We start from the raw sequence: 22,089 nt of genomic DNA, 5'->3' as shown, positions 1-22,089 counted from the left end.
TCCTTAACAAGCTGTTCGGGAGCAGTATGAAAACAGGTTTTACGCTGATTGAATTATTGGTCGTCGTTTTGATTATCGGCATTTTGGCGGCGGTGGCGGTGCCGCAATACGAAACGGCGGTGGAAAAATCCCGCGCCACGCAAGCGTTTATTCTGGGGAAACATTTAGTGGAAGCGGAGGAATTGTTCCTTTTATCTAACGGGCGGTATACAGATGACTGGGATGAGTTGGGCGAAACGCAGCCCCAAATAAAAGGCTGGACGTTTGATTTGGATTTTACGACGGAAAATATCCGTGTCAAACGGGATAACAGCACCTTGCACTACCGTTTCTTTTTGCGCGACTTGAACACGAATACGTCCTATGCCGGAAGGTATTTGTGCGTCGCGCAGGCGTCGGATGAAAAAGCAATGTCCGTTTGCCAGTCCCTGGGAACGAGCGAAATTCCGGAAGATTATTCGCTGATGACCGGGAATTATAAAGCGTTTTCACTCAATTAAAAAACCTCGGGAATTTTCCCGAGGTTTTTTCTACTTTGCGTCCACTTTCTTTTGAATTAAAAAAAGCCCTATAAAAATAAGCAGCAGCCCGCACGCTTCCGCGCCGGACGGAATTCGTCCGTAGACGATAAAATCTCCTCCCATTGCCACCACGGGGGAAAAATACGCCACTGCGGCCATACGCGTGGCGCCCCAGCGCCGGACTAAAGCCACCATTAATAAGAAAGCTACCGCGGATGACAATACGCCCGCTGCCAGAATAGCCAGCGTTACTTTTGTGCTGAAGGCGGAGGCCGCCGGAACTTGTTCAAACATAAACGCCGAAATCAGCAAAATTACGGCGGAAAAAAAGTATTGGTAAAACGTATTGGCTTGCGGCGTAATGGTGTGTTCGTCCACCATAATTTTTTTAATGAGCACGCCGCCCATCCCCAAAGACCACGTCATCAAAATAAACGCCGCACAGCCGTAGACGGCGTTCGGGTTGCCTTCCAGCGAAGCAGCTCCGGCTGACACCATCGGCCACATTACCGTCCACATACCGATAAGGCCAAACAGTACGCCGATGGTTCTTCTTAGGGTAAAGCGGTCCTCTCCTTTTAAAAAAATGCCGGCCGCAATAAATGACCAAATCGGTACGGTGCCGTAAAAAATACCTCCCACGGTAGGCGCCACAAAACGCTGTCCCCACGACAAGGCTGCAAACGGGAACAAAATAAGGGTAAATCCCAACAGCGCGGGTTTCCACGCGCGGCGCAGCGGCAAATATAAACTTTTACGCTGTGCCGCGTATAAAACGGCAAAAAATATAAGCCCCGCAAAAACGCGAAAGAACGTTCCCCATACTGGGGGCAGGGCGGATACAATGTATTTGGTGGCCAGCGGGGCGGTACCCCAGCAGAGGGCCAGGCAGACGGCGAGGATATATCCCATAAGTTAAAATAGTTCTCCTTTAAAATATTATAGTAAATAACAACGGACGGCTGATGTTAACTGGCGATTTGCGCACAAGGGATAAGAAAGAGATATTTCTTATCCCTTGTTGCTTTTACGGGCAACCATTTTCCACATTTGGCTAACTTTGCGTTCCCTTGCCACTCAGCGTACCTGGCAGTACTTCCTCGGGCAACTGGCAACGCAAATTTAGCTCAAATCTGAAAAACCAGCCGAAGCTATGTAATGTTATTCTAATCTGCACGGCATTATTTTATTGCTGTCATTCCCGGGGTTGTAGTTGGGAATCTACCGATTTTTTTGTTGTCATCCTGTATTTTTTTCTTTTGGGGTCTAATACCGGCGCCAGTAACCGGCCGTACGCGTGCGGCCGTGAATTCGTATAATATATATTAAGGAGAAACGCATGAAAAAAACATTTTTTCTTTTGGTTGTTTTAATTGCGCTGGGGCTTTTGTATTGGGGATTCTCGCGCCCGAATACGGCGCGTGCGGATAAAACGTCCGTAGTAGTTTCGGGCTATGTGCCGTATACGCTTGCCAGAGAAATCGGCGGAGATAAAATTTCTCTTTCTATGCTGCTTCCGGCCAATGCCGAACCTCATTCTTTTGAGCCTGCCCCCGGGGATATGGTAGCCGTGCGCCGTGCGGATGTGTTTGTGTATGTGTCGCCCCGCATTGAACCGTGGGCGAAAGATGTGCTGTCCGCTGCGGGAGCGGAAACGCTTGCGGTGGAGTCGGCGGCGTTTGCCGTACCGTCGGAGGATCCACACGTTTGGATGGATTTTGATAATGCCGGAAAAATCGCCGCTGCGTTAGCGGGGGCATTGTCGCAGAAAGATCCGCAAAACAAGGCATTTTACCAGCAGAATTTAGACGCTTTTCAAGCGGAACTTGCCGCATTGGACACTGATTATCAACGCGCGCTTGCGGATTGCCGATCAAGAGAAGTGGTACATATAGGGCATTTGGCGTTTCAAAATCTGGCACAGAGATATCACCTTTCGCTTTTCGCGTTAGCAGGGGCTTCTCACGACGGGGAACATTCCGCGCGCAAGTTGGCGGATCTGGTTAAGTTTATCCGCCAAAAAAACGTAAAAACCATTTTTGCCGAAGAAACGCTTTCTCCGCGTTTATCCGCTGCGGTGGCGGAAGAAACGGGCGCGCAAATTTTGCCGCTTTATACGGTGGAGCACGTCAGCAAAGAGGATTTTGACCGCGGCGTAACGTATACGGAACTGATGCGCCGGAATTTGGAAAGTTTGAAAAGGGGGCTTGAATGCAAAGCATAATCTGCGCGGACAATTTGCGTTTTGCGTATACGCGTACGCCCGTTTTAGAAGGCGTTTCTTTCAAGATAACGTCCGGCGATTATGTGGGGATTATCGGTCCTAACGGAGGCGGAAAAACAACGCTGTTAAAATTATTGTTAGGGCTTGAGCGCGGAGAGGGAAAAATTGAGTTGTTCGGTACGCCGCTCGCGCGGTTTAAAGATTGGCAAAAAATCGGTTATTTAGCGCAGAAAAGCCCCGTATCGCAGAGCCGGTTCCCGATTTCGGCCGAAGAAGTGGTGCTGATGGGACTGCCGTCACGACGCGGGGCTGATGTGTTGCGCACGGAGCTGAAGGAAGTGCACGAAGCAATGCGCCAAACGCGCACGCGTGAATATGCGGGGCGGATCTTTCACGATTTATCCGTCGGACAGCAACAGCGCGTTTTATTAGCGCGTGCTATCGTCAGCAAACCGGAACTTCTGATTTTGGATGAACCGTCCACTGCGCTTGACGCTTCGTCCCGTGAAATGTTTTTTGACCTCTTGGGCGAGTTAAACAATAAACGTGGCGTGACCATTTTGCTCATTACGCACGATACGGGTGAGGTGGGCAAATATATTTCCAAATTTATGTACGTGGACAAAACACTTGTGTTTTTTGGTACGAAAGAGGAATTTTGTAAGTCCGATAAAGTGGCCCAGAAACTGGGCGCGTTTGCCCAACATACCATTGACCATTTACACAACCACGGGCATTGTCCGCTGGGTTGTTCGTGCGGGGAGGAACACAAGTGATTGGGGAATTTTTAAGTTATGGGTTTGTGCAGCGCGGTCTTATTGCCGGCAGTTTTGCGGCGGCATCGTGTGCGCTACTGGGGGTGTTTTTGGTGCTTAAACGCTTGTCCCTAATTGGAGACGGAATGAGCCACGTATGTTTAAGCGGTGTTGCCCTGGCGTTACTGACGTCTGCCAATCCGGTGTATGTGTCGGTGCCGGTAGTGATGGCTTCCTCTTTGGGTATTATGAAGCTGGCGCAAAAGTTTAAAATCTATGGCGATGCGGCTATCGGCATTGTCAGCGCGGCGGGGCTTTCCGTGGGCCTCATGATTACCGCTTTTGCAGGTGGTTTTAATACCGATTTACTCGGCTTTTTATTTGGCAGTATTTTGACGGTTACCTCATCCGAAGCCGTGTTGTGCGGTCTTTTGCTGGCCGCCGTTCTGTTCGGCCTTATTTATTTTTACCGCGATTTAACGTCCACCTGTTTTGACGAGCCTTTTGCCCGCACGCGCGGTATACGTGCCGGAGCGGTTAATACGGTGCTTGTTATGGTAACCTCCGTTGCGGTGGTATTAGCATTTAAAGTGGTAGGAATTTTTTTGATTTCTGCGCTTATCATAATTCCACCCGTCAGCGCGCTTTTAGTATCACGTACGTTTAGGCAGGTGCTGTGGCTGGCTGCGTGTTTTGGGGTGGGGAGCGTTTGGACAGGGGTATATTTGTCGTTTGTATTTAATATTCCGTCCGGAGCGGCGATTATTCTGGTCAATTTGATTTTTCTGGCCGGCAGTTATCTCTACTCCAAACTGGGGGGGATGGATGCCCGTTAAAAAGACTACGCTGCAAACGCACGCGTTGGATGTCGTTAAACAACTTAAAAAATTGTATCCGGAACACGTTATTCCGCTTCATCACAAGAATGCTTGGCAGCTGTTGTGCGCCGTGATTTTGTCCGCTCAATGCACGGACGCGCGCGTGAATACCATTACGCCGCATCTGTTTAAAAAATATCCCACCGTAAAGGACTTGGCGTATGCCGATATAAAAGAGGTGGAAAAAATTATTCACTCCGCCGGATTTTATCATTCCAAGGCGTTATCTTTAATTGAATCTTCCAAGCGCCTGTGCGAGGTGTTCGGCGGAGAGGTACCGCAGTGTATGGAGGATTTATTGTCGCTTCGCGGCGTGGCGCGCAAGACGGCTAACGTGATGTTGGGCGATTATTTTAAGAAACCCGCCGGCATTGTGGTGGATACGCACGTGAAACGGTTATCATTTCGCTTGGGGCTTACTAAACAGACCGATCCCGTGAAAGTGGAGAAAGATTTGACGAAAATTATTCCGTATGAATACTGGGGTTGGATTGCCATTGCGCTTATTTTGCACGGACGGCAGGTGTGTAATGCGCGCAAGCCAGCGTGTTTAAAATGTAAATTAGCGGATCTTTGTCCGCACTTGGGTGTAAAAGTTTCTGCCTAACTTACAAACAGAGGGTGTTGTTTGCATAAGCAGCAAAAGGGAAACTGAAAGAATCGCGGCGTTAAGGGAGGCCGTAAATGTGCGCCATTCGTAATATTGGATTAAAATGCTGGCAGGATTTACATTTTAAGTTGAAGTTGATTCTGGCGTGGTTTGTGCTGTTTTTAATCGTTTTTTCGGCGGCGCGGTATGCTGTTTATTATTTTTATCATCCCGTTTTTGCTGCTTTGACAGCGGCAGAGGTTTGGCGCGGGTTTATACAAGGTATTCGTTTTGATTTGTCCATTGTTTCGTTCTTTTGCGCTCCGCTTGTGTTGGTGTTACTGCTGCCCATAAAGTCGCCTAAATACATTAAAACCGTTTATGTGCTGTGGTGTATCTTATTTGTACTGACAGCCGGAATATTGACGGGCGATTTTATTTATTTTCCGGAGGCAAAACGCCACCTTGCCGAAGAAGTGCTTACTGTTCGCAACGAAATCGTGTTTCTGCTGCGTGTTATTTTTTTGCAGTATTGGCCTGCTCTTTTAGGGTTGGTTTTGTCGTTTTTCGCTCTGCTTTGGGCGGGGATGCGTTGGATTTCCCGTTCGTTTCGCCCCGCCGCTTCCTCTTGGTGGAAAACAGGAACTGTATGCGTTCTTGCGGCGGGACTTTTGTTTTTGGGTATACGCGGCCATTTGGGGCGCGGCAAGCCGCTCTCTATTCGTTCTTTAAATCTTTTTTCCACCAGCGGGCCACAAGCGGTATTAATGATGAACGGCGTATTTTCACTTTATCATTCTACTCGTAAGACGCAGTCCGTTACGTCAAACCCAATGCCGGAAGAAGAAGCGTGGCAAACGGCACGGGAGATCCTTTCTTCTTCCAACGAAAAGTGGACAAACGATAGTTATCCGCTGTCCCGCAAAATTAAAAATCCAAGGCCCGCTGCCGTGAAAAATGTATTTATCGTTTTACTGGAGAGTTGGACGCCCAAGTATATAGATTCTTTCAATCTCAATGGCCGCAAATACGGGGTAACCCCTAATTTTGACAGGATAGCTTCCGGCGGCGTGCGGTTTACGCAGGCTTTTGCCGTGGGCGTGCGGAGCATTTTCGGATTGACCTCCACTTTTGCGGGAATTCCCCTTGTATCGGGGCTGACTCAATTTTCGGACGGATTAGAATTGAATAATGTTACGTATTTGGCGCGTCTGCTGCGGCAAAAAGGGTATTATACGGCATTTATGCAAAGTTCAAAACGAAGCTCGTATCAGATGTGCAGTATGGCTACTCATATCTTTGGTTTTGAAGAAAGCTACGGAATGGAGGATTTTCCCCGTTTAATGGATTATACCGCTCCCCAAGGCTTTGGCTGGGATTATGATTTGTTAAGTTTTGCTGCCGATAAAGCATCTGCCGTTGCCAAACAGGGTAAACCGTTCTTTATTTTTACATTTACGGGCACCACTCATACACCGTTTGCGTCTACTACATCCGCGTTTGATAAGTATCCCCGAACATCCGATGAGAATAAATATTTAAATACGCTTGCTTATGCGGATTATGCCATTGGTACGCTGTTGGAAAAAGCACGGCAAGAAGGCTGGCTGAAGGATACAGTGTTTGTGTTTATGTCGGACCATACCATCAGTCTTGCACAACAGGATGATGAACTGTATACCAAATTCCGTATTCCGTTTGTGATTTATGCGCCGGAAGGCAAAGGCGTTCTGAAGGCGCGGGAAGTGGATTATCCCGTGTCGCAGCTGGATTTAATTCCCACTTTATTTCATCTGCTGGGATTAAATAATTCTTTTTCTGCTATAGGAAACGACGCGTTGGATGCGTCCGCTCCTCATTTTGCGTTTATTACAGAGGGAACAAACATTGCTTTTATTATGCAGGAGGGGTTTGTCCGTCACGATAGGGCGCGTCTGGTGGAATCTTCCTCAGCGGCGGACGAGGCGTTGAAACGCCGTTTAACGCATCAAGCGTTGGCGATTGATAAAAGTGTTACGTCTCTCTTGCACGCCAACCAATGGGCGCTGCCGTCCGCCGAAAAGGACTAATCTTTCGGCTTGGCACCGATTTGCCCTCCGATCAAAAAACCCCGCTCGTTTGGGCGGGGTTTTTTACTTTGCTAAAACTTATTTGCCAAGCAGTGAAAGCAGTACGCCCGCCGCCACCGCACTGCCGATGACACCGGCTACGTTCGGGCCCATTGCGTGCATCAGCAGATAGTTCTGTTTATCGTATTCCAACCCTACTTTATTGGACACGCGCGCAGCCATCGGTACTGCCGACACTCCTGCCGATCCGATAAGCGGATTGATCTTCGTTTTGCTGAATACATTCATCAGCTTAGCGAGCAGTACGCCGGAAGCCGTAGCGATAGAGAACGCAATAATACCGAGCACCAAAATACCCAGCGTTTCCGTTACCAAAAAGTGATCGGCCTGCAATTTGGATCCTACGGACAAGCCAAGTAAAATGGTAACGATGTTGCAAAACTCATTTTGAAGGGTTTTGGACAAGCGTTCCGCTACACCGGATTCTTTAATTAAGTTGCCAAATGTCAGCGCGCCGATTAAGGGCGCGGCGGACGGCAATAGCAGCGCACAGAGCAGAAGAATCACAATCGGGAACAGAATTTTCTCGCGTTTGGAAACGGGGCGCGCCTGCGTCATTCGGATTTTGCGTTCCGCATCCGTGGTTAGGAACTTCATAATAGGCGGTTGGATAATCGGTACCAAGGCCATATACGAATATGCCGCCACGGCGATGGCTCCCAGCAAATCGGGCGCCAGACGTGACGTTAAATAAATGGAGGTCGGGCCGTCCGCTCCGCCGATAATACCGATTGAGGCAGCCTCTTTTAAGCCGAACGCAAAAGGCTGTACGTCCCCAAAGTGGATGTACGAAAGTCCAATCGCACCGATGAGCGTGGCGAAGATACCAAACTGCGCCGCGCCTCCCAAAAGGGCCATTTTGGGGTTGGCAATCAGCGGACCGAAATCCGTCATTGCGCCAACAGCCATAAAGATAAACAGCGGGAAGAGGCCGGTATTGATACCAAAGTTAAACACAATGCCCAAAAAACCCGCAGGGCCGGCAATCGCTTCGCCCGGGGGCATAGGGATATTGGCTAACAGGCCGCCAAACGCAATCGGCACCAGCAAAAGCGGTTCAAACTGCTTTTTGATGCCCAGCCACAACAGGAAGCAGCACACAGCCATCATCACCAGCTGCTGCCACGTAATCGTGTATAGCGCGGTGGATTGAGCCACTCTTGTTAAAGAATCTAAGATTTCCATAATCAAAAACTCCTATTTGATTTCCGCAAGCGTATGACCCGTTTGCACTTGATCGCCTTGTTTGACAAGGAAGTGAATCACGCCGGACGCGGGCGCGGAAACGGGAGTTTCCATCTTCATCGCTTCCAGTACGACGATTTCCTGTCCTTCGTTTACGCGGTCGCCTTCTTTTACGCTTAGGCGCAATACGGCACCTGGCATAGGAGAGGCTACTGTCGCGCCCGCGCCGTTAGCGGCAGGAGCCGGCGCGGCGGCTTTGGCTTCGCTTGCGGCAGTTCCCACGGTATAGCGTTTACCGTTGACGACGGCGGTATTGTCGTTTTCAAACGATACTTCATACGTTTTGCCGTCCACGGTTACTTTGACGGGGCCGTTGGCCGCTTTTGCACATTCGGTTTTCTTCAGGTCGGCTGCCCAGCGGATTCCGTTTACTTTGGCTTCGCCTTTTAGAAACAAAATCCCTTTGTCGGCGCAGGTGGCCACGATGAAAGTATTTTCATCCGTTACCGGCAGACCTGCTTCTTTCAATTTTGCTTCGGCTACTTTAAGGCCTTTTTTCGGGTCTGCGTCGTTGAGTTCAAGCGGTGTTTTTGTAGTGGGTTCCAACCCTAGCTGTTCGCTGGCGATTTTTACCACTTCCGGATCAGGTTCCACCGGTGTTTTGCCAAAATAACCCAACACCATTTTGCCGTAACCGGGGGTAATTTTTTTCCATGGGCCGGACATTACGTTGCTGTACGCCTGTTGGAAATAAAACTGGGAAACGGGCGTAACGGACGTACCGAAACCGCCAAGTTTAACGCATTCGCCCATCGCTTTTACTACTTCGGGGAATTTGTTAAAGGTGCCGTTATCGCGCATCATTTGGGTATTTGCCGTCAGCGCGCCGCCAGGGAGAGGGGAGAACGGAATAATCGGGTTGACAGCGGTGGCCTCGGGCGGAAGGAAGTACTTGCTCATACAATCTTGGAACACGTTTTCAGCTTCCTGAATTTTCTTGGGGTCAATATCCAAGGTGTATTCGGTTCCGCGCAAGGCGTGCCACATTGTTAAAATATCGGGCTGACAGGTGCCGCCGGAGGTAGGCTGCATAGACAAATCAAGCGAGTCCGCACCCGCTTTAATGGCTTCCAAGCAGCAGGCGATGGCGTTGCCCGCCGTTTCGTGTGTGTGGAAAACGATTTTGGTGCCTTCGGGCAATACGCGGCGTGCCATAGCAATCGTTTTGCCTACGGTATGCGGCGTAGAGGTGCCGGAGGCGTCTTTGAAGCAGACGGAGTCGAACGGAACGCCGGATTTTAAAATGTCGCGTAGGACTTTTTCATAAAATTCTTCGGTATGGATTTTGCCGGTGGAATCCCAACCCGGGGCCAAGGACATCATTGTCACGCAGACTTCGTGTTTTAGGCCCGCGTCGTGAATACACTGACCGGAGTAAATGAGGTTATTGACGTCGTTAAGCGCGTCAAAGTTGCGGATGGTGGTGGTGCCGTGTTTTTTAAACAGCTGGGCGTGGGCTTTGATAACGTCCGAGGACTGGCTTTCCAATCCCACCACATTTACGCCGCGGGCGAGCGTCTGCAAGTTGGCGTCCGGCCCTGCGGTTTTGCGGAAAGTGTCCATCATATCAAACGCATTTTCGTTGCAATAAAAGAAAAGCGCCTGAAAACGCGCACCGCCGCCAAATTCCATATGGGTGATTCCGGCGTGCCGCGCGGCTTCCACCGCCGGCATAAAATCTTTGGTAAGTACGCGCGCACCGTAGACGGACTGAAAGCCGTCGCGGAACGCAGTCAGCATAAAGTTAATTTTTTTCATAATGTTATTCCCTTAAATAAATTATCTGCCTTGAAATCTTTTAGCGGCGGCAATCGCCACGGCCAACGCGGCGCCGTCTGCCTCTGTTTCCTGCGGAAAATATTTTTCCGCCCACCGGTTTAGTATCCCCAGTATAAATACAATGCATACCAATATCAGCAGAAACGTAAACACGATTGTCATCCCGATTACGGTAATGTTGACGGACTGCATCAGTAAGTTGTCTGCAATCATACAATCAAGTCTCCTATATAGATTTCTTCTGTGCCGGAAGCGGTGCGCAGGATAAGCGTTCCTTTAGCAGATACATCCTGCGCCGTGCCGGAAATCGTTTTTTCGCCGTTTTTGACGGTTACTTCTTTGCCAAGCGCGGCAAAGCGTTTTAAAAAGTCCGCGCGGACAGTTTTAAATCCGTTTTCCGTTAAGGAGGGATAACCTTGCCAAAAAGCTTCCAATACAAGGTCCAACACGCGTTCTTTAGTAGTATTGATACCCAGTTCTTTAAGTGAGGTGGCGGGTTGGTCGATTTTATTAAGTCCTTCTTGTGCCACGTTTATTCCCACGCCTATCACCACGGCTTCTACGCGGTCTTTGTCGGTAACGGCTTCGCTTAAAATTCCGCAGATTTTCTGCGCGTTTATTTGTACGTCATTAGGCCATTTGATTTTTGGATCCGCGCCCAGTTCTTCTAGTGCACGGCAGACGGAAACGGCCATCAGCTGCGTAAGGTTGGCTAGAAAACGGGTATCTTTGGGTTTGAGTAAAATGGAAAAATAGAGGCCGCCTTCCTGTGATACCCACTTGCGGTTAAAACGTCCGCGTCCGGCGGTTTGCCTGTCGGTGTATACAGCGGTGCCGGGCGGCAATAAAGCGCGGTTGTTTTTCAGGTAGGTGTTGGTGGAGTCCAGCTCCTCAAAATGAATAGGCGGCTGCATATCTTTATTGTAACAAAATAAAGGGATAAAAGGGTTAAGATGAATTTTTGAATTTTTTCAGAGTTGCAGGCTCGTTTGTTTGCCGTATATCTAAAACAGCGCAGTCTAAACTAATTAGAGGAGGGCAGATCCTTACCAGACGGATAACTAGGGAGCCCGGGCTCTGGGCCTTGACCCGTTTTTTTTTTTTGATACGATAGGGTTATTCCGCAGGATTTCTGTGTGGGATATCCCAATTGGGGTTTATTTCGTTAAAATTGGTAGATTCCGGGCAGAAGCGACTCGTGATAGCTTTTGTAATGGAGAAAACGAAATGAAAGGTTTTACGCTTATAGAATTGTTGGTAGTCGTTCTAATTATCGGTATTTTGTCGGCTGTGGCGTTGCCGCAGTATCAAAAAGCGGTGGAGAAAAGCCGTGCAGCGGAAGGTGTTATACTCAGCCGCGCTATTTTCCAAGCCCAAGAGGCGTATTATATGGCTAACGGGCGTTATGCGGATGATTTAAATGAATTAGATTTTAGCATTCAGGGCGAGTCTGCGATATTTGAGGGTACTCCTTCTAAAAATACTAAAAATTTTTCGTGCAGGGCTATTGATTCTGGCAAAAGTTCTTATTCTTTTTTGTATCTGGCTGTCTGCCGTCATAATAGAAAACCGTATTCAATTGCTTATCCTAAAAACAGTTTAAAATTAGCTTGCATACCGGATACTACTGAAGGAAGCAACCTATGTAAAATGCTTACAGGAAAGACGGCTTCTCCTTATGAATTTTAAAAATCCCCAGTTGTATGCTGGGGATTTTTGTGAATTTTACTTCATATCTGCTGCTGTTTGCTGCGCTCTGCGGCAAACAGAATTGCCGAAATCATACTTGATTCGTCCGCCTGGTTTTTGCCTGCAATATCAAAAGCTGTGCCGTGCGTAGGAGATGTACGCGTAAATTTCAGCCCTGCCGTTATGTGCACGATAGGCTCTTTGGCGGCAATTTTAAGCGGCATAAGCGCCTGGTCGTGGTACATACAGAGCACGCCGTCATACCGCCCGCGCGCATGGGCCAGCCACAGGCTGTCGGCCGGCAACGGGCCGTGCGCACAAACCTTTTTCCGGTTTAACATTTTTACGACGGGCGCCAAACAATTCTGTTCTTCCGAGCCGAATTTCCCATTATCGCCCGCGTGCGGATTAAGCGCGCAGACCGCAATCTGCGGATTTTGAATATTTAGTTTTTCAAGCGCGCCGATAAATTCTCTTGCCGCGTGCAAAACGCGGGGTTTGGTGAGCAAAGAGGATACCTCTTTAAGGGCAAAATGTTCCGTGACCAGCGCACAGCGCAGCCGTCCGCTGACAAACATCATCAGGGCATTTTTGCCGGCTTTTTCGCGCAAAAACTCGGTATGTCCGGTATAAGGGATGTTGGCCAAAGCCCAACTTTGTTTGGAGATGGGGGCGGTAACCAGCGAACAGCCGGTTTTGCTTGCCAGCCGGCAAGCCAGTTCAAACGCTTTGAAAGAAATCAACCCTCCCACAGGCGTGGGGCCAGGGGTGGCGTCTTGCAAACACTCACACGCGTCCATACTGATAAGTCTGGCTAAGCGGTCGGTAAATCCGGCGCGCACCAGGGAACACGGCTCCCCCAAAAGGACCGGTTGGCAAGCTTGTTGGACGAGGGGGTTTTGCAACGCCTTAACAGTCACTTCCGGTCCGATCCCCAAGGGATCTCCGGTTGATATAAATACGAGGGGTTTCATAATTCGTCCGTTATGCGAAAAAGGAAAAGCGGGCTCTTGGCTTTTTCAGCCTTGCTAATGAACAAACCTCGTTTTATCCTTTTATTTTTTCGTCTTGTCCGCGGCGTCCGGTTCCGTTTTTTCGGCATCCGCTTTGGCGGCGGCCTGTTCTTCAAGCAGCTTGTCGGACTCAAAGGTCTTTGTAATTTTTACATCGGCCTTATTGTACAGCTGTTCAATGTACTGGGCCATAGCCAGCTGTACGCGCTGTTGGGCAAGATATTGGGCCAAATCACGGGAGATGTCATCGTAGGATATAGATTTTTCGGCCCGTTTTTCTTTAATTTTAATGATGTGGTAGCCTAGTTCGCTCTTAATGGGTTTGCTTACTTTACCGACGGACAGCGTAAAAGCCTGCGCGTCGATTTCTTTCGGAGCGACGCCTTTAATTAAAATCATATCTCCGCCAGAAGCGAGGGCATTTGTGTCCTCGGTGTATTTTTTAACGGCGGCGGAAAAATCGAGCCCGCCGTCAATTTCTTTTTTAATTTGGTTGGCGAGTTCTTCTTTTTTCTTGGCGTCTTCGGGTTTCATATCTTTTGGGGCGGCCAAAAAGATATGCCCGATACGGACTTGTTCCGCAGTCAGCTGGTGAAGTTTAGCGGCAATCAGTTGCGCTTCTTTGAGTTTCATCGGATCTTCTTTTTCAAGCGCTTTGATTTTTTTTGTATTGTTTTTCATTACCGCTTCCACATTGGCGTAGAGGGCTTTGGCGTCGGCCTCTTCCACGGGAGTGACAGTTTCTTTCAGTTTTGTTTCCATTAGTTTGCGTACGGCCACGTCTTTTTTGATTTTTTCTTTAAAGCGTTTCAGCGTCATTCCTTGTTTTTTAAGCGCCTCATTAAAGCGTTTGTCCGCGCCTTTGGGATCCTCTTTGCCGGTAACTTCATCGATAATAAAACGCATTTTGATTTCATTGACGCCGGCATCGGTTTCGGAATCTTTTACTTGTACTTTTTCTTCTTCGGCGGCTTGATAGAGCAATTCTTTGGAGATAAGTTCTTTAAGCACTTCTCTGCCCAACATATCTTTGGCGTAGGGCTGCTGCAAAAATTCCGGTGCGGCGGCCTGATATTGTTCCACAACGCCTTCGAGATAGTTGTCATACTCTGAGGCCAATACAGGGCGGCCGTTAACGGTGGCAACGGAAGAGTCAATCTTGGCGGCATAGGCGCAAACGCCCGCGGCGGCTAGTAAAACGGTTATTGCTAATTTATTCATTTTTATCATAGATTACAACCTCGTATTTATTTTGGAGCGAATCAAGTACATCGTCTAACTTTTTATTTTCTAAAACGGCGCGGATGCGCGGTTCGGCCTCTTTGCGCGAGAGGCGTTTTTCACCCGTCTTCATTATTATATGAAATCCTTGCGGCGTTTTGATAAACCCCTGTACGCTGCCGTTTGCGGAAGTGGCAGCGATGACTTCAAGTTCGGGAATAAATTCCCCCGGCATAAAGGAGAATTTGTTGCTGCGGATGATTTCCGGCGCTACGCTGTACTGGCGGGCCATTTCCTTCCAGCGGGAAGGAGATGATTTTAGCGTGCGCAGCACTTGGTCGGCGGTTTGGGCGTTGTCTAAAATAATTTGGCGCACGGTCATTTCATACGGATATTTTTTGTAGTATTCGGAGATTTCGTCGTCTGATACTTCTAATTGGCCGTTTTCTTTTAATTTGTCGTACCACAGCTGTTCCAGCATTTGGGCTGCGTATTCGTCGTAGATTTCTTTCAGTTGGCGGCGTTTGTCCTCGAGCAGCGAAAGATAGACGTCGCTTTGGTCTATTTTGTCGTCCTGCGCCGCGAGCGCAATCAGTTTTTCCCGCGCGATAATACTGAGCAAATTCCGCCGTCCGATAGGGGTTTGGGCGAATTTGCGGTCCTCTTCCGATAGCAGCCACATTCGCGCATCCACATCGTTTTGCGTGACGGTATTGTCTCCCACGCGCGCGGCCACTTCGGGCGCGGTAGTCTGTTCTGCGGCTTGTTTTTGGCATCCACATATAGCCAAGACGAGTAAACAGAAAATAAAACCCTTTTTCATACTATATACTATATCATTTTTCCGGTGCGGTAAGGCGTTCGAAAAAAGTCAGTGCTTCTTCTGCAAACGCAACGGGATCTTTCCCTGCGGGCAGTGTAAGATGCAGACCATCGCCGTTTTTGGATTTAATAAATTCCAAATTTTCCGCTCCAAAACGGTTAAAAAGTTCGGCGGGCATTTGCGGCGGCATTTGGAAGCGGCGTGTGAACAAAAGCTCCAGTTTTCCCTCAATCCGGTCAAGATGGTAAATTTCCAATTTTCCCGCGCGGGCGGAAAGCGCAAATAAACGGGTTAAGTTTAAAATCTCTGTCGGGACGGGGCCGCACAAGTCGGCCAGTTTTGCCAAAATTTCTTTTGTTTTGGTTTCGTCCGCATCCATCAGCATTTTATAGTATTTTAATCGTTCGGCTTCGTCCGGCAGGTAGTCGGGCGGGATATAAGCGGCCAGCGGCAGACTAACGGTGGCACGGCGGTTTGGCTCCGGCCGTTCCCCGCGCAGTTTTTTTACTTCAGCCGATACCAAATCGCAATACAAACTAAGCCCAACTTCGTTTACGTAGCCGTGTTGTTTGACCCCCAGCAGTTCTCCTGCGCCGCGTATTTCCATATCGCGCAGCGCCAGACGAAACCCGCTGCCGAGGTCGCCAAATTCCATAAGCGCGGCTAAACGCTGTTTGGCTTCTTCGGTCGGATCTTTTTCTTCTTTGGGTTTCCAGTAAACGGCGGCTAAGTCGGAAAAATTATCTTCTGTTTGTTCGGTTTTTTTGAATAGCCAGTCGGGATGAAATAAATAACAAAACGCCTTTTGGTCTCCGCGGCCGATCCGTCCGCGCAGTTGATAGAGTTGGGCAAGCCCGAAATTGTGGGCGTTTTCTACGATAAGCGTGTTGGCGTTTGTAATGTCGATGCCCGATTCAATAATAGTGGACGCCAAAAGTACATCATATTTTCCGGCGTTGAAATCCCATAGCGTTTGTTCCAGTGCTTTTTCGTCCATTTGTCCGTGTGCCATACAAATCCGCGCCTGCGGAACAAGTTTTTTTAGCAGCAGCAGGCGCGACTCCATACTCTGCACGCTGTTGTATACGTAATATACCTGCCCGCCCCGCGCCAGTTCCTGTGTGATGGCAGCGGCGGCTAATTCATCGTTCCACGCAGTAACGACAGTTTTAATCGGCGTGCGGCCCCGCGGCGGTGTATCAATAAGCGAAATGTCGCGCAGGGAGGAAAGCGATTGGTTTAGGGTGCGCGGAATAGGCGTGGCACTTAACATCAACGAATGTACTCCGGTACTTTTGGCGCGGATTTTTTCCTTTTGTCTGACGCCGAAACGGTGTTCTTCGTCAATAATGACAAGCCCTAAATCTTTAAATACGATATCTTTACTCATCAGGCGGTGCGTGCCGATAATAACGTCGCACACGCCGCTTTTAAGTTCTTGAACGACGGTTTTTTGTTCTTTGGCTGTTTGAAAACGGCACAACATCCGTACGTTAACGGGAAATCCTGCCAAGCGTTTGGAAAAAGTTTTGTAATGCTGTGCGGCTAAAATGGTAGTGGGTACCACAAGCATTACTTGTTTACCCGACAGCACCACGCGCAACGCGGCGCGCATTGCCACTTCTGTTTTACCAAATCCCACATCTCCCACAAGAACGCGGTCCATTGGCTTGGGCAAATCTAAATCGTGCAGTGTATCACGGATGGCTTGTTCCTGCCCTGCGGTAAGCGTATAAGGAAAAGAATCTGCGAATTCTTCTTCAATTCGCGCGTCGCCCGTCACTTCGGGTGCGGGGGTGGCTTGGCGCAGCGCTTCAAGTTTTAAAATTTCTTTGGCGGTTTTTTGTGCCTCTTCTTTGACGCGCTTTTTTACTTCTTTCCACGTGATTCCGCCCAGTACGGATAAAGCAGGTTTTTTACCGCCTGCACCAATATATTTTTGTACTTTTTTAAAATCGTACATCGGAACGTATAAACGGCTGCCGCGGCGATATTCAATGATTAAACAATCGGTGGGGTTATCATCGGGATCCAGCACTTGAAGGCCCAAGTAACGGCCTACGCCGTGTTCCTGATGGACGACGTAATCGCCTGCCTGCAGTTCTTTAAACCGTACGCGCTTAGCACCTTCTACGTCAAAATTTTTAACGACTTTGGCCGCATTAAACCGTCTGTTCAAAATTTCGTTGGTGGTAATGAAGGCGGTTTTATCTTGCGGACTGTAAAAGCCCTCCGTCAGCGGAGAAATGGAAAAACGCGCTGTTTTAAAATGCGGATAATCAGCGGACAGCTCCGTCATACGGTCCAGTTCTCCGCGGTTTAAACAGGTAATGTTTACGGCAAATCCTTGTTTTTGTAAATTGGCGACTTCTCTGTCCACCAGTCCCAGATTGGCGTTAAAGGGCAGGTTTGATTTTAGTCCGCCGTCCTGCGCGTTGGCGCAGGGCAGTGCGCGGATAATAGCTACGGCGGGGTAAGCGTCCGGCGAAAAGTCTTTTTCCGGTTCGTCAAAAATAAAGGCGTAATCCGTAAGGAAATCGGTTAGAACGGCGGGAGTATTTTTAAACGAAAGAGGAATGATAACGGCTTCGTCTGCGTGCCGTTTGGTGTTTTGGGTGTCCAAGTCAAACACGCTGATGAGATCTACGCGGTTGCCCGCAAAGTAGAGGCGCAGCGGTTCGTCCTGCAAGGGGGAAAAAACATCCACCACGCTGCCGCGGGCGGCATACTGTCCGGCTGTTTCGGCGTATTCCTCGCGCGTATATCCGGCAGTTTCCAGTTTGTCCAAGAGTTCTTGGCGGCGCAGCCTGTCGCCGTGTTTAACGGTAAATGTCCCATTTAAAAAATCCTGCGGTGCGGGGAGCGGCGCACAGAGCGCACTATCAGGTACACAGAGAAGAACGGACTCTCCTTCCGGTGCGTGTAACAACCGGTACAGTGCGGCCAGACGCCCTGCTTCGTATTCCGGAAAGGAAAGAATAAAGGTGTGTTGCGGGGCAAATTCCTGCGCGGCTTGGGCAAAATCCTCCGGGTTTTTATCTGATACAAACAAAATTTTCGGGTGTTTTTTGAGGTAATTTCGGCAAACGAAATATGCCTTTGCGGCGCTGTTGGGCAGACCGTAGAAGTAATACGGAGATGTTTCTTTTTTCTCACTCATAGATACCGCTGCCGGGTGCCGGACGAAGAAGCGTTAAAAGCTTTGGGGTTCCGTTCCGGTAATAAACGCTTCTAAAAATTTGTTCCGTTCCATCGGCATAGCCAGTTTTCCGGTAGCGGGATTGACATAGGCAAACGAAATGCCTTCGGGGACGGTAAAATCGTCGTTCGGCTCGTCTTTCAAAATTTCCTGCATAATTTCCGTCCACCAGCGGGCGGTGGTACTGCCAGTAAAACGCGCCCCGTTTTCGTGGGAAGCATCGTCATCGTAGCCCATCCAGGCGGCGGCCGCGGTGCGCGGTGTCATTCCGACGAACCACATATCGCGGTGGCTTTGGGTGGTTCCCGTTTTGCCCGCAATGTTACGTCCCAAACGCGCGACGTAGGCGCCGCTTCCGCGTTGGGTAACCCCCTTCATCATATTGATTAGTAAATAGGAATGCTGTGGGGAAAACTCGGCCGATTCCAATGGAATATGTTGTTCCAAAATGCGTCCGTTGGCATCCTCCACACGTTCAATGTAATAGTTGTCGGTGTGGATTCCGCCGTTGGCAAAGGTAGACAAAGCGGCCAGATGTTCGTCCATTTGCACTACGCTTACACCCAGCGCCAGTGCTGGCACGCGCGGCAGTGCAGCCGTAATGCCCGCCTTGCGCGCGACGCGCACCACTTGAGGTATACCTACCGCGTCAATTAAGTTGACGGCTACCAGATTTTTTGATTTTTCAAGCGCTTTTCTAAGCGTAATCCATCCTTCGTTGCGCCCGCCATAGTTTTGCGGTACCCACACATTGAAATCTTTAGACGCAATAAAATTTTGTTTGGCCAAATCAAGCGAATACAGATCGGCGTTTTCATTAAACGTCCGCCAGTTGCGTCCGTCGTAATAAAACATTGTTGGCAAATCTTTAACCAGCGTGGCCGGCGTGTAGCCCTTGTGCAGCGCAGCCATCCACACATACGGTTTGAACGAAGACCCCGGTTGGCGTTTGGCTTGCGTGGCGCGGTTGAATTTGCTTTCGTCAAATCCGCGTCCGCCCACCATCACGCGCACGGCTCCGCTTTTTACGTCGCGCACCATAAACGCACCTTGCAGGCGGGGATAATCGGCTTGGGGGTCTTGCTCTGTTTTTTCCGTATTAGGGGAGGCGGCCTCCGCTTCGGAATCATTGGGATCAATTTCAATGCCTAGGCCTTTGGCGACTTGTTCGTCGTATTCCTGTAGTTTTTGGTTCATCACTTTTTCGGCTAAAGCTTGTTGTTCGATGTCAATAGTCGTATAAATATTCAGGCCCGCTTTCCACAGAACGTCCATTCCGTACTTGGGTTCCAAAATGCGGCGGATGTGTTCAATAAAGTATTGACCGGGTTTTTCTTCGGGTACAGGTTGTTTTTCAGGCAGCGGTTCGGCTTTAGCTTTTTCCAGTTCTTCTTTAGAAATATAATTTTGCTGGTACATTACGTCAAGCACCAAGTTGCGCCGCTGGCGTGCAAGCTGCGGGTTGGCAAACGGGTTATAACGGCCCGGGGCCGGAATAAGCCCCACAATGAGCGCGGCTTCGCCGGTGGTTATCTCGGAAAGTTCTTTATCAAAGTATTTTTTAGTGGCTGATTTTACGCCATACGCGCCGCTGCCCAGATAAATTTCGTTTAAATAAAGCTGTAAAATTTCGGTTTTGCTGAATTGGTGTTCAATTTGAATCGCCAAGATAATTTCGCGGATTTTGCGGATGAGTTTTTTCTCCTGTGTCAAAAATACACCGCGTGAAAGCTGTTGGGTAAGTGTGGAAGCCCCCTGTTTGGCGCGTCCGCTGATTAGGTCGTGCAAGAGCGCGCGGACGATACCGCGGAGAGAGAAGCCTGCGTGTTTGAAAAAATCTCGGTCCTCCATTGCCACTACGGCATTTTGCAGGTCAACGGGGATATCTTCGAGTGGTACCATACTGCGTTTTTCAATGGAAAATTCGTGAATAAGGGTATTGTTGCGGTCAAATACTTTGGTGGTAAGGGACGGTGTGTATTCTTCCATCTCGTACACCGGAGGCAGGCCGGAAAAAATGTAGCGCATAAATACGGCGCACAAAAGAATCAGCACGAACAGCCCCGCCAACGCGGAGAAGATAAAAGGTTTGGAGGTTACGATTTTTTTAAATTTACGGACCATATTTTAAAATTATATCAAAAATACCGTAACCGCAACGGCAAGCACATTTTCTTACCCTTTTGCAATAGTAAAATGAATATAAACTATAGTAAAATAATAAAATAGAGTAACAAGGATTTGATTATGATAAAAAAACAGAAAAAGGATGAGGATTATTCTGCTTGCGGCGATTGTAAAGCAACAGGGGCTTCTCTATGTTTAGACAGCGCTTCCTGCCCGCAGGTTACCGGTTTGGAACATCTTAAAAAACACGGTATAGAGGGGTATGACGTGGTTGCGCTGGTAAATCCGAAAACGCTTAAGGTGTTTACGCTGAGCAATATCTCCGGCCATTTGCAGAGAAAAGATTTAGAAGAAGGCCGCGAGTTGCACGTACAGGCATTGCAGGCGGCGCTCAAAGACGGCATATATCATTACGAGTGGAGTACCGAAAAAGACGGGACCCGCTATTATTATCAAACAACCTTTGTGCCTCTGGGTGCGAAAGGCAGTATAAAGCGCGTGCTCGCTTTGGTTCGGGATATTTCGGACTGGAGCGCCGTGGGCGGACAATTGCTGAAGGATTGGTCTTCCCCGCGTACTTTTTCGCAAATTTTACTGGCCGCGCGCGAAACGGAAAAGAAGGCTATCTCTAAAGCACTGCACGATGAAATCGGCTCTATGGCCGTGATTCTTACTGCCCTCTTGGGCATTGTTAAGGCCAGCGTAAAAAAGGGCGACCAGAAACAAGCTCTTTTAGACATTTCCAAATTGGACGGACAAATTAAAGAAAGCGTGGAACGCGTAAAAAATATTGTGGTTTCGCTGCGTCCGCCAAGTTTGGAAAATGACGGCGCATTGGGCGGTGCGGTACGCGATATGCTGGAAAATGTTAGTGCGTTAGTCCATATTCCGTACACGTTTGACTATAAACCCATTACAGGGGATGGCGGCGTGTCTGACAGCGTAAAAATTATGTTGTACCGTATTGTACAAGAAGCGCTTAACAACATCGTGAAGCACGCAAATGCGAAGCACATTTATGTGCTGTTGGAGCGTAAAGACGGGGAAGTACGTTTGGTGGTAGAAGATGACGGTGTCGGTTTCCAACCTTCCAAACAGCGTTCCCTCCGTCACGTGGGGCTTTTGGCTATGAAGGACAGCGTGAAACTTTTGGGCGGAACGATTACTATTAAAAGTGCGCAGGGGAAAGGCACCCGTATTTCGGTGCGCTGCCCGAGCGTGGTTTATGGGGGAAAAGAATAATGAAAAGAAAAATAGTATTGGCGGACGATCACGCAATTGTGCGAAACGGTGTCCGCGCCGTACTGGAAACCTTGGGCAAGGATTTGGAAATCGTAGCCGAAGTTTCCAACGGAAAAGATCTGGTGGAATATGCCCAACACAATTCCGCCGACGTATACGTGGTGGATGTTTCTATGCCGGTGCTCAATGGAATTGAAGCTGTGGAGCGGATGGTGAAGAATAATCCGGAAACCAAAGTCGTTATGCTTAGTATGTATGACGATCGCGTATCAGTGGAAAAATCGCTCAAAGCGGGGGCAAAAGGGTATATTGTAAAAGTCTCCGCCGCCGATGAAATTGTGGATGCGGTAGAAGAAGTGGCCGCCGGACGGTTTTATCTGTGCAGTAAAGTTTCAAAATACATTGTACAGGGTTTCTTGGGCAAAACTTCTTCGCGCAAACGTGATGCTACGGGCCTTACGCCTAAAGAAAAAGAAGTATTGCAGCTCATCGCTGAAGGGTACAGCAGCAAGCAAATCGCCAAAACGTTTAACTTGTCGCTTAACACCATTCACGTGCACCGTAACAACATTATGAAAAAGCTCGGCATCCATAAACAGGCCGAACTGGTGCGCTATGCCATTAAAGAAGGCATCGCGCAACTGTAATAAAGGAT

19 protein-coding genes are annotated in these 22,089 nt (G+C 48.9%); 9 read left to right on the top strand and 10 right to left on the bottom strand.

Translation table 11 applies throughout. The annotated features are described in order from the left end of the window. The first annotated feature begins 26 nt into the window (after positions 1–26). Positions 27–500 (top strand): type IV pilin protein, encoded by a 474-nt coding sequence (locus ACI351_RS01255; RefSeq protein WP_439733444.1) that lies wholly within the window; start codon positions 27–29, stop codon positions 498–500. Positions 501–530: 30 nt separating this feature from the next. Here the strand turns inward: ACI351_RS01255 and ACI351_RS01250 are convergent, their stop codons facing one another. Further along, positions 531–1,433, bottom strand: coding sequence for a DMT family transporter (locus ACI351_RS01250; RefSeq protein ID WP_439733443.1), 903 nt, complete (start codon positions 1,431–1,433; stop codon positions 531–533). A 427-nt stretch (positions 1,434–1,860) separates the two neighbouring features. Here ACI351_RS01250 and ACI351_RS01245 point away from each other — a divergent pair, with 427 nt between their 5' ends. The 5 genes from ACI351_RS01245 (at position 1,861) to ACI351_RS01225 (ending at position 7,036) form a co-directional block, all read left to right on the top strand. Beyond that, positions 1,861–2,745, top strand: coding sequence for a metal ABC transporter substrate-binding protein (locus ACI351_RS01245; RefSeq protein WP_439733442.1), 885 nt, complete (start codon positions 1,861–1,863; stop codon positions 2,743–2,745). Next, positions 2,733–3,521: a metal ABC transporter ATP-binding protein gene (locus tag ACI351_RS01240; protein ID WP_439733441.1), complete on the top strand. Its 789-nt coding sequence runs from the start codon at positions 2,733–2,735 to the stop codon at positions 3,519–3,521. The genes ACI351_RS01245 and ACI351_RS01240 overlap by 13 nt, the downstream gene beginning before the upstream one ends. Then, positions 3,518–4,336 carry a metal ABC transporter permease gene (locus ACI351_RS01235; RefSeq protein ID WP_439733440.1) on the top strand — a complete coding sequence of 273 codons (819 nt, stop codon included), beginning with the start codon at positions 3,518–3,520 and terminating at the stop codon, positions 4,334–4,336. The genes ACI351_RS01240 and ACI351_RS01235 overlap by 4 nt, the downstream gene beginning before the upstream one ends. Then, positions 4,326–4,985, top strand: coding sequence for an endonuclease III (gene nth / locus ACI351_RS01230; RefSeq protein ID WP_439733439.1), 660 nt, complete (start codon positions 4,326–4,328; stop codon positions 4,983–4,985). The genes ACI351_RS01235 and nth overlap by 11 nt, the downstream gene beginning before the upstream one ends. Before the next feature lie 77 nt (positions 4,986–5,062). After that, positions 5,063–7,036 carry an LTA synthase family protein gene (locus tag ACI351_RS01225; RefSeq protein WP_439733438.1) on the top strand — a complete coding sequence of 658 codons (1,974 nt, stop codon included), beginning with the start codon at positions 5,063–5,065 and terminating at the stop codon, positions 7,034–7,036. A gap of 78 nt (positions 7,037–7,114) precedes the next feature. Here ACI351_RS01225 and ACI351_RS01220 read toward each other — a convergent pair whose 3' ends face one another. The 4 genes from ACI351_RS01220 to ACI351_RS01205 are packed head-to-tail and all read right to left on the bottom strand — an operon-like array spanning position 7,115 to position 11,034. Beyond that, on the bottom strand, positions 7,115–8,281 hold the full coding sequence (locus ACI351_RS01220; protein ID WP_439733437.1) for a sodium ion-translocating decarboxylase subunit beta: 1,167 nt from the start codon (positions 8,279–8,281) through the stop codon (positions 7,115–7,117). 12 nt (positions 8,282–8,293) lie between these two features. Beyond that, positions 8,294–10,099: a biotin/lipoyl-containing protein gene (locus tag ACI351_RS01215; RefSeq protein ID WP_439733436.1), complete on the bottom strand. Its 1,806-nt coding sequence runs from the start codon at positions 10,097–10,099 to the stop codon at positions 8,294–8,296. A gap of 21 nt (positions 10,100–10,120) precedes the next feature. Then, on the bottom strand, positions 10,121–10,333 hold the full coding sequence (locus ACI351_RS01210) for an OadG family protein (protein WP_439733435.1): 213 nt from the start codon (positions 10,331–10,333) through the stop codon (positions 10,121–10,123). Further along, entirely contained in the window at positions 10,330–11,034 is a 705-nt protein-coding gene (locus tag ACI351_RS01205) for a biotin--[acetyl-CoA-carboxylase] ligase (RefSeq protein WP_439733434.1), read from the bottom strand. Before ACI351_RS01205 ends, ACI351_RS01210 begins: the two co-directional genes overlap by 4 nt. A gap of 313 nt (positions 11,035–11,347) precedes the next feature. Here ACI351_RS01205 and ACI351_RS01200 point away from each other — a divergent pair, with 313 nt between their 5' ends. Beyond that, positions 11,348–11,809: a type IV pilin protein gene (locus tag ACI351_RS01200; protein WP_439733433.1), complete on the top strand. Its 462-nt coding sequence runs from the start codon at positions 11,348–11,350 to the stop codon at positions 11,807–11,809. Between the two features lie 41 nt (positions 11,810–11,850). Here the strand turns inward: ACI351_RS01200 and pdxA are convergent, their stop codons facing one another. From pdxA to ACI351_RS01175, 5 genes are all read right to left on the bottom strand, one after another. Continuing rightward, on the bottom strand, positions 11,851–12,783 hold the full coding sequence (gene pdxA / locus ACI351_RS01195) for a 4-hydroxythreonine-4-phosphate dehydrogenase PdxA (RefSeq protein ID WP_439733432.1): 933 nt from the start codon (positions 12,781–12,783) through the stop codon (positions 11,851–11,853). Between the two features lie 81 nt (positions 12,784–12,864). Continuing rightward, positions 12,865–14,043, bottom strand: coding sequence for a peptidylprolyl isomerase (locus ACI351_RS01190; protein ID WP_439733431.1), 1,179 nt, complete (start codon positions 14,041–14,043; stop codon positions 12,865–12,867). After that, positions 14,036–14,866, bottom strand: coding sequence for a foldase protein PrsA (locus ACI351_RS01185; protein WP_439733430.1), 831 nt, complete (start codon positions 14,864–14,866; stop codon positions 14,036–14,038). Before ACI351_RS01185 ends, ACI351_RS01190 begins: the two co-directional genes overlap by 8 nt. Positions 14,867–14,879: 13 nt before the next feature. Beyond that, positions 14,880–18,026, bottom strand: a complete 3,147-nt coding sequence (locus ACI351_RS01180; RefSeq protein WP_439733429.1) for a DEAD/DEAH box helicase — start codon at positions 18,024–18,026, stop codon at positions 14,880–14,882. Between the two features lie 33 nt (positions 18,027–18,059). Further along, positions 18,060–20,189, bottom strand: a complete 2,130-nt coding sequence (locus tag ACI351_RS01175; protein ID WP_439733428.1) for a penicillin-binding protein 1A — start codon at positions 20,187–20,189, stop codon at positions 18,060–18,062. Positions 20,190–20,312: 123 nt separating this feature from the next. Between ACI351_RS01175 and ACI351_RS01170 the strand changes: the two genes are divergently transcribed. Together ACI351_RS01170 and ACI351_RS01165 are read left to right on the top strand one after the other, a co-directional pair. After that, on the top strand, positions 20,313–21,434 hold the full coding sequence (locus ACI351_RS01170; RefSeq protein ID WP_439733427.1) for an ATP-binding protein: 1,122 nt from the start codon (positions 20,313–20,315) through the stop codon (positions 21,432–21,434). Next, a complete protein-coding gene (locus ACI351_RS01165) occupies positions 21,434–22,081 on the top strand; it encodes a response regulator (protein WP_439733426.1) in 648 nt (215 codons plus the stop codon). The genes ACI351_RS01170 and ACI351_RS01165 overlap by 1 nt, the downstream gene beginning before the upstream one ends. The last annotated feature ends 8 nt before the right edge of the window (positions 22,082–22,089 follow it).

Origin of the sequence: Candidatus Avelusimicrobium sp., assembly GCF_051874775.1 — a bacterium.
Lineage (GTDB): Bacteria > Elusimicrobiota > Elusimicrobia > Elusimicrobiales > Elusimicrobiaceae > Avelusimicrobium.
The sequence above is the reverse complement of the archived record's forward strand: the minus strand, read 5'-3'. Positions and strand labels throughout refer to the sequence as shown.

Coding starts and splice junctions, on each gene's coding strand:
- ACI351_RS01255 (WP_439733444.1), top strand. CDS start 27: ATGAAAACAGGTTTTACGCTGATTGAATTATTGGTCGTCGTTTTGATT.
- ACI351_RS01250 (WP_439733443.1), bottom strand. CDS start 1,433: ATGGGATATATCCTCGCCGTCTGCCTGGCCCTCTGCTGGGGTACCGCC.
- ACI351_RS01245 (WP_439733442.1), top strand. CDS start 1,861: ATGAAAAAAACATTTTTTCTTTTGGTTGTTTTAATTGCGCTGGGGCTT.
- ACI351_RS01240 (WP_439733441.1), top strand. CDS start 2,733: ATGCAAAGCATAATCTGCGCGGACAATTTGCGTTTTGCGTATACGCGT.
- nth (WP_439733439.1), top strand. CDS start 4,326: ATGCCCGTTAAAAAGACTACGCTGCAAACGCACGCGTTGGATGTCGTT.
- ACI351_RS01225 (WP_439733438.1), top strand. CDS start 5,063: ATGTGCGCCATTCGTAATATTGGATTAAAATGCTGGCAGGATTTACAT.
- ACI351_RS01220 (WP_439733437.1), bottom strand. CDS start 8,281: ATGGAAATCTTAGATTCTTTAACAAGAGTGGCTCAATCCACCGCGCTA.
- ACI351_RS01215 (WP_439733436.1), bottom strand. CDS start 10,099: ATGAAAAAAATTAACTTTATGCTGACTGCGTTCCGCGACGGCTTTCAG.
- ACI351_RS01210 (WP_439733435.1), bottom strand. CDS start 10,333: ATGATTGCAGACAACTTACTGATGCAGTCCGTCAACATTACCGTAATC.
- ACI351_RS01205 (WP_439733434.1), bottom strand. CDS start 11,034: ATGCAGCCGCCTATTCATTTTGAGGAGCTGGACTCCACCAACACCTAC.
- ACI351_RS01200 (WP_439733433.1), top strand. CDS start 11,348: ATGAAAGGTTTTACGCTTATAGAATTGTTGGTAGTCGTTCTAATTATC.
- pdxA (WP_439733432.1), bottom strand. CDS start 12,783: ATGAAACCCCTCGTATTTATATCAACCGGAGATCCCTTGGGGATCGGA.
- ACI351_RS01190 (WP_439733431.1), bottom strand. CDS start 14,043: ATGAATAAATTAGCAATAACCGTTTTACTAGCCGCCGCGGGCGTTTGC.
- ACI351_RS01185 (WP_439733430.1), bottom strand. CDS start 14,866: ATGAAAAAGGGTTTTATTTTCTGTTTACTCGTCTTGGCTATATGTGGA.
- ACI351_RS01180 (WP_439733429.1), bottom strand. CDS start 18,026: ATGAGTGAGAAAAAAGAAACATCTCCGTATTACTTCTACGGTCTGCCC.
- ACI351_RS01175 (WP_439733428.1), bottom strand. CDS start 20,189: ATGGTCCGTAAATTTAAAAAAATCGTAACCTCCAAACCTTTTATCTTC.
- ACI351_RS01170 (WP_439733427.1), top strand. CDS start 20,313: ATGATAAAAAAACAGAAAAAGGATGAGGATTATTCTGCTTGCGGCGAT.
- ACI351_RS01165 (WP_439733426.1), top strand. CDS start 21,434: ATGAAAAGAAAAATAGTATTGGCGGACGATCACGCAATTGTGCGAAAC.